Here is a 5,410-nt window from a genome sequence, read left to right as displayed (position 1 = left end):
CATCTTACAGCGCATCTTTTCAATTTGCAACCTTAAAAGTTTCTGATTTTTCAACAAAATCAACTACTTAAGCCAAGAACAATATCAAGCTGCTCGTTAGCGGGAGGCGAATAGTACAGTATTAAAATACGTGGTCAACCCCCCCCACCTGAAAATTCTTCTTCCTTAGCAAAGCGCCCGGGGTTGCCACCATGAAAACCTCCAGCGTCTATATAAGGCATCGGGGCAGCAGAGAGCCCGGACCACGTCGCCTGGACATGCAGGCACAACAACGATGAGAAAACACTCCGGCAAATGAATACTCAAGGATCCCGAGAGAATGGCAGGTATCGCGTCGAGAATGCAGGGGCCGGAACGGACTAGCCCGGCATGCCGGGCACGAAATACCCTGACCAATATGACAGAAACGAAAAAGCCCCTGAAATGTTTAACCATTTCAGGGGCTTAGTCTTATTCAATAATGGCGGAGAGATAGGGATTCGAACCCTAGGTACCGGTAAAGGTACAACGGATTTCGAATCCGTCCCATTCGGCCACTCTGGCATCTCTCCAACGGCGCGCATCATAACAACACTTTCGCCAGAAGCGAACCCCCTAAGCGAAATATTTCTGTGCTTTCAGATGCTTGCGTCGGTTAAAGCGGTACGCCCAGACGATTGGCGACTTCTTCGTAGGCTTCGATGACGTCACCGAGGCCCTGACGGAAGCGGTCCTTGTCCATTTTCTTGCCGGTCGCCTTGTCCCACAGACGGCAGCCGTCCGGGCTGAATTCGTCGCCCAGCACGATGGAGCCATCGTGGAACACGCCGAATTCCAGTTTGAAGTCGACCAGCAGCAGGCCGGCGTCGTCGAACAGTTTGCTCAGGACTTCGTTGACCTTGAGCGACAGCTCTTTCATGCGAACCAGCTGCTCGGCGGTCCCCCAACCGAAAGCCACGACGTGGGATTCGTTGATGAACGGGTCGCCCTTGGCATCGTCCTTCAGGAACAGCTCGAAGGTGTAAGGGTTGAGCTTCATGCCCTCTTCGACACCCAGACGCTTGACCAGGCTGCCAGCGGCGTAGTTACGCACGACGCACTCGACCGGGATCATGTCGAGCTTCTTCACCAGGCATTCGTTGTCGCCCAGCAGCTTGTCGAATTGGGTCGGCACGCCAGCAGCTTCAAGCTTCTGCATGATGAAGGCGTTGAACTTGTTGTTCACCATGCCTTTGCGGTCGAGCTGTTCGATGCGCTTGCCGTCGAACGCCGAGGTGTCGTTGCGAAACAGCAGGATCAGACGGTTAGCGTCGTCGGTCTTGTAAACCGATTTGGCTTTGCCGCGGTAGAGTTCTTCACGTTTTTCCATGATGGGCTCCGCTTGCTAAGTAGATGGGCTAGGCGATGTGTCGCCAGTCGAGCCCTGAATCTTGATCGGCCAGTTGCAGCCAGTCCGGGTCGCACCCGAGGGTGTCGACAAAACATTGCCGGGCCAGCTGCGGCAGGTTGTTCTTGCTGCTCAGATGGGCCAGGACCAGGTGTTGCAGGTCTTTCCAGCCCAGCTCGGCCACCAGGAATGCCGCCTGGTGGTTATTCAAATGTCCCAATTCACCGCCTACCCGTTGCTTGAGAAAGTACGGGTAATGACCACGAGCCAGCATGTCACGGCAGTGATTGGACTCGATCATCAACGCATCGAGGTTCCGATAGCCGTCCAGCACCTTGTCGCAATACGACCCCAGGTCGGTCAACAGGCCGAAGCGCCGCTCACCGTCACTGAAGACATATTGCGTCGGTTCTTGTGCATCGTGGGCCACGGCAATGACACCGATGCTCAAGTCGCCGACTTGCAGCTGTTCGCCGCCAGCCAGAAAGCCTGCGGGTTCAATCGGTTTGCGCATCCCGCGCAACGTCCCGCGACTGAGGTATACAGGCAGATTGTAGCGCCGAGACAGCAAACCCACGCCATGCACGTGGTCGGCATGTTCGTGGGTCACGAGTATCGCGCTCAGCTGCGCAGGGTTCACACCCAGGCGCAGCAGGCGTTTTTCGGTTTCCCGCAGGGAAAAACCACAATCCACCAATACGTACGTATCAGCGCTGGCTATCAGCGTGCCGTTCCCTTGACTACCGCTGCCGAGAACGGCAAAACGCATAGGATCAGCCCAGGTTGTCCTGAATCTTGCTCAACACTTTACGCGCTACATCTGGCGGCGCCACGGTGTTGATGTTTTTCTCGACGGTGACCTGGACGTTCTCGCCAACCTTGCTCAGGCGAACCTGATAACGCTCGGCGCGGGCATCCAGCTCTTCCTTGCTCGGCGCAGTGCCGAACAGGCTGCTGAAGAAGCCTGGCTTGTCGTCTTTCTTCTCGGCTTTTTCGGCCAGGTTGATGTAGTACAGGCCCAGGCTGCGGTTGATGTCTTCAACACGCCATTCGCCTTGTTCCAGCGCACGACCGACGCTCGACCAGGCACGATCCAGGTCGGTACCGACGTTGAGCACAGGGTTGCCGCTGCCGTCTTCACTCAGGCTGACACGGCTAGGCGCGTCGAAATCACGTGAAGCCAACATGGAAACCGAACCGCCCTTCTCCGAGATACGGCTCATGCTCGAGAGCATATCGTCGACCAGTGCCGCGTCCAGGCCAGTGTTGACCGAACGGTTGGTGAAGGCCACGTCAGCGGTGCTGCCGGCAGGACGCTCGGCGCTGACCACATAGACTTCACTGGTGTTGCGCTGCACACCCGGCTCGATGCGCACCCGCACGCGGGTTTCGCTGTCCGTGCTGACGCCGGCCGCGCTCAGGCGTTTGCCCATGGCGGCGGACAGTTCGTCGGAATGCTGCCAGGTCGTGGAGAATTCGCCGGTTTGCGGACGCTGTTCATCCAGACGGAAGCCATTGTCCTGGAAGAACTGAACGGCCACAGGCCAGACTTCGGCCGGCGGGTTCTGAGCCAGGATGGAGCTGGAGCCGCCGCTCTTCTGCAGGGAGTAGGCACTGGCGTCGGCACCCGCCGTCAGCGGCTGAGGACGAGGAACAACGTATTCGCCCTTGGCGGTGTCATCGGCCACGTTGCGCGGGATCGGCAACAGCGGATCCAGACGCTTGGCGGTACGGACATCCTGCGGTATTTGCATCGGTGCAGTCTGTTGCGCTTCCAGGTAATCGCTACCACGGTCACGGAAATAACCTTCCGGGCCCCAGATCCATCCACAGCCACTGGTGCTGGAGATAATCAAGGCAAGTGCGGAAAGTCCGGCCATTCGCTTCATGCGTTGTACTTCCTCAATTAAACCAGGACGCCGCACTGGCGCAGGGCCTTGCGCAGCGTTTCGTGACAAGGTGCGCTCAGCCAGGTCAACGGCAGGCGAATGCCTTCGTGCATCAGGCCCATTTCAACCAAAGCCCACTTCACCGGAATCGGGTTGGCTTCGATGAACAGGTCCTTGTGCAGCGGCATCAGTTTTTCGTTGATTGCCCGGGCAGTCTCGGCATTACCCTTGAGGGCGGCCTCGCACAGATCGGCCATTTCACGCGGCGCGACGTTGGCAGTGACGGAGATGTTGCCCTTGCCGCCCATCAGGATCAGCTCGACCGCGGTCGGATCATCGCCGGAAAGCACGATGAAGTCCTTGCTTACCCCATCGAGGATCGCCTTGGCGCGTTTGAGGTCGCCGGTCGCTTCCTTGATACCGATGATGTTCGGCACAGTGGACAGGCGGATCACGGTTTCGGCCTGCATGTCGCAGGAGGTGCGGCCGGGAACGTTATAGAGAATCTGCGGAATGTCGACCGATTCGGCGATGTGCTTGAAGTGCAGGTACAGGCCTTCCTGGGTCGGCTTGTTGTAGTACGGCACTACCAGCAGGCAGGCATCGGCGCCGGCTTCCTTGGCGTTACGGGTCAATTCGACAGCTTCGCGGGTCGAATTGGCGCCGGTGCCGGCGATCACCGGAATGCGGCCATTGACCTGTTTGACCACGGCACGGATGACTGCGATGTGCTCGTTGACGTCGAGGGTTGCCGATTCGCCGGTGGTGCCGACGGCGACAATGGCATGGGTGCCGTTTTCAAGGTGGAAGTCCACGAGTTTGCTGAGGCTGTCCCAGTCAAGACGCCCCTGTGCATCCATGGGTGTGACCAGTGCCACCATACTGCCCGCAATCATGAAACCGCTCCTGCCGGAAAAAGAGAGCCGTAATGGTACTGGCGCCAAGATGCTTGCACAAGCGAAGTACTGTGCTGCCGCCATTCCCCTTGGCGCCGGTTTTCGCTACCCTTCAGACTTTGATCGGTACAGACAAGCTCGTCCGTCGGGTTTCAGCCTCCATTTTCGGCATCACAAGCCCTGATCCAGCGTTGCCACGCCTCGCTCCCGCCCTGCCGGAGCATGTCGCAACCTGTCACTTGGGGCTTTCTGAGTTCGCATCCGCAGGCTCGCTCCCGGTAAATCAGCCCTTTGACGTATCGACCGCTCATCGCTTTAGGAATGCTGCATGTCCACCCCCACAGTTCGCGAACAATTCCTTGTTATCAGTGCCCTCGGCGCCAACCCCATGGAGCTGACCAACGTCCTGTGCCGCGCCAGCCATGAAAACCGCTGCGCCGTTGTCACCTCTCGCCTGACCCGCCATGGCGAATGCAGTGCGCTGGTACTGGAAATCTCCGGTAGCTGGGATGCCCTGGCACGCCTGGAAGGCAGCCTGCCAGTGTTGGCCAAGCGGCATGCTTTCACGGTCAACGTGGTGCGTAGCGCGGCCCTGGAAAATCGCCCCCAGGCCCTGCCGTACGTCGCCTATGTCAGCTCGGCCTACCGCTCGGACATCATCAACGAGCTGTGCCAGTTCTTCATGGACCACAATGTCGAGCTGGAAAACCTGACCTGCGACACCTACCAGGCTCCGCAGACCGGCGGCACCATGCTCAACGCCACGTTTACCGTGACCTTGCCGGCCGGCGTGCAAATCAGCTGGCTGCGCGATCAGTTCCTGGATTTTGCCGACGCGCTGAACCTCGATGCCCTGATCGAACCCTGGCGCCCACAGAACCCAATGTAAGGAAGCTTTCATGGCCGTTGCCATCGACCAACCGGTTGCCGATTTCCAAGCCCCCGCCACCAGCGGGCACACCGTCAGCCTCGCTGGCCTGAAAGGCAAGCAGGTGGTGATCTACTTCTACCCCAAGGACAGCACGCCGGGTTGCACGACCGAGGGGCAAGGCTTTCGTGATCAGTATGCAGCGTTCAAGGCCGCCAATACCGAAGTGTTCGGTGTGTCTCGCGACAGCCTGAAATCCCACGAGAACTTCAAATGCAAGCAGGAATTCCCCTTTGAGCTGATCAGCGACAAGGACGAAGCCATCTGCCAGCWGTTCGACGTGATCAAGCTGAAAAAGCTCTACGGCAAGGAATACATGGGCGTGGATCGC

The 5,410-nt window shown here is 58.5% G+C and carries 6 protein-coding genes and 1 tRNA gene; 2 read left to right on the top strand and 5 right to left on the bottom strand.

Features of this window, described 5'->3' with window-relative positions; translation table 11 throughout:
- Positions 1-461 precede the first annotated feature (461 nt).
- From AC1DVH_RS25615 to dapA, 5 genes are all read right to left on the bottom strand, one after another.
- Positions 462-551: transfer RNA gene (locus AC1DVH_RS25615), tRNA-Ser, on the bottom strand.
- An 83-nt stretch (positions 552-634) separates the two neighbouring features.
- Positions 635-1,348: a phosphoribosylaminoimidazolesuccinocarboxamide synthase gene (gene purC, locus AC1DVH_RS25610; protein ID WP_007944067.1), complete on the bottom strand. Its 714-nt coding sequence runs from the start codon at positions 1,346-1,348 to the stop codon at positions 635-637.
- Positions 1,349-1,376: 28 nt separating this feature from the next.
- A complete protein-coding gene (locus AC1DVH_RS25605; protein WP_477756156.1) occupies positions 1,377-2,135 on the bottom strand; it encodes an MBL fold metallo-hydrolase in 759 nt (252 codons plus the stop codon).
- Between the two features lie 4 nt (positions 2,136-2,139).
- Positions 2,140-3,255 (bottom strand): outer membrane protein assembly factor BamC, encoded by a 1,116-nt coding sequence (gene bamC / locus AC1DVH_RS25600; RefSeq protein ID WP_477756155.1) that lies wholly within the window; start codon positions 3,253-3,255, stop codon positions 2,140-2,142.
- Between the two features lie 17 nt (positions 3,256-3,272).
- Positions 3,273-4,151, bottom strand: a complete 879-nt coding sequence (dapA, locus tag AC1DVH_RS25595) for a 4-hydroxy-tetrahydrodipicolinate synthase (RefSeq protein ID WP_477756154.1) — start codon at positions 4,149-4,151, stop codon at positions 3,273-3,275.
- A 328-nt stretch (positions 4,152-4,479) separates the two neighbouring features.
- Here dapA and AC1DVH_RS25590 point away from each other — a divergent pair, with 328 nt between their 5' ends.
- Positions 4,480-5,040 (top strand): glycine cleavage system transcriptional repressor, encoded by a 561-nt coding sequence (locus AC1DVH_RS25590; RefSeq protein ID WP_007979776.1) that lies wholly within the window; start codon positions 4,480-4,482, stop codon positions 5,038-5,040.
- Positions 5,041-5,050: 10 nt separating this feature from the next.
- Positions 5,051-5,410, top strand: a 360-nt coding sequence (locus tag AC1DVH_RS25585; protein ID WP_477756153.1) for a peroxiredoxin, incomplete at its 3' end; no start/stop codon positions are given.

Source organism: Pseudomonas sp. P4_C3, from assembly GCF_056402075.1.
Note: the sequence above shows the minus strand (reverse complement) of the source record. Positions and strands in the feature narration are given on the sequence as shown.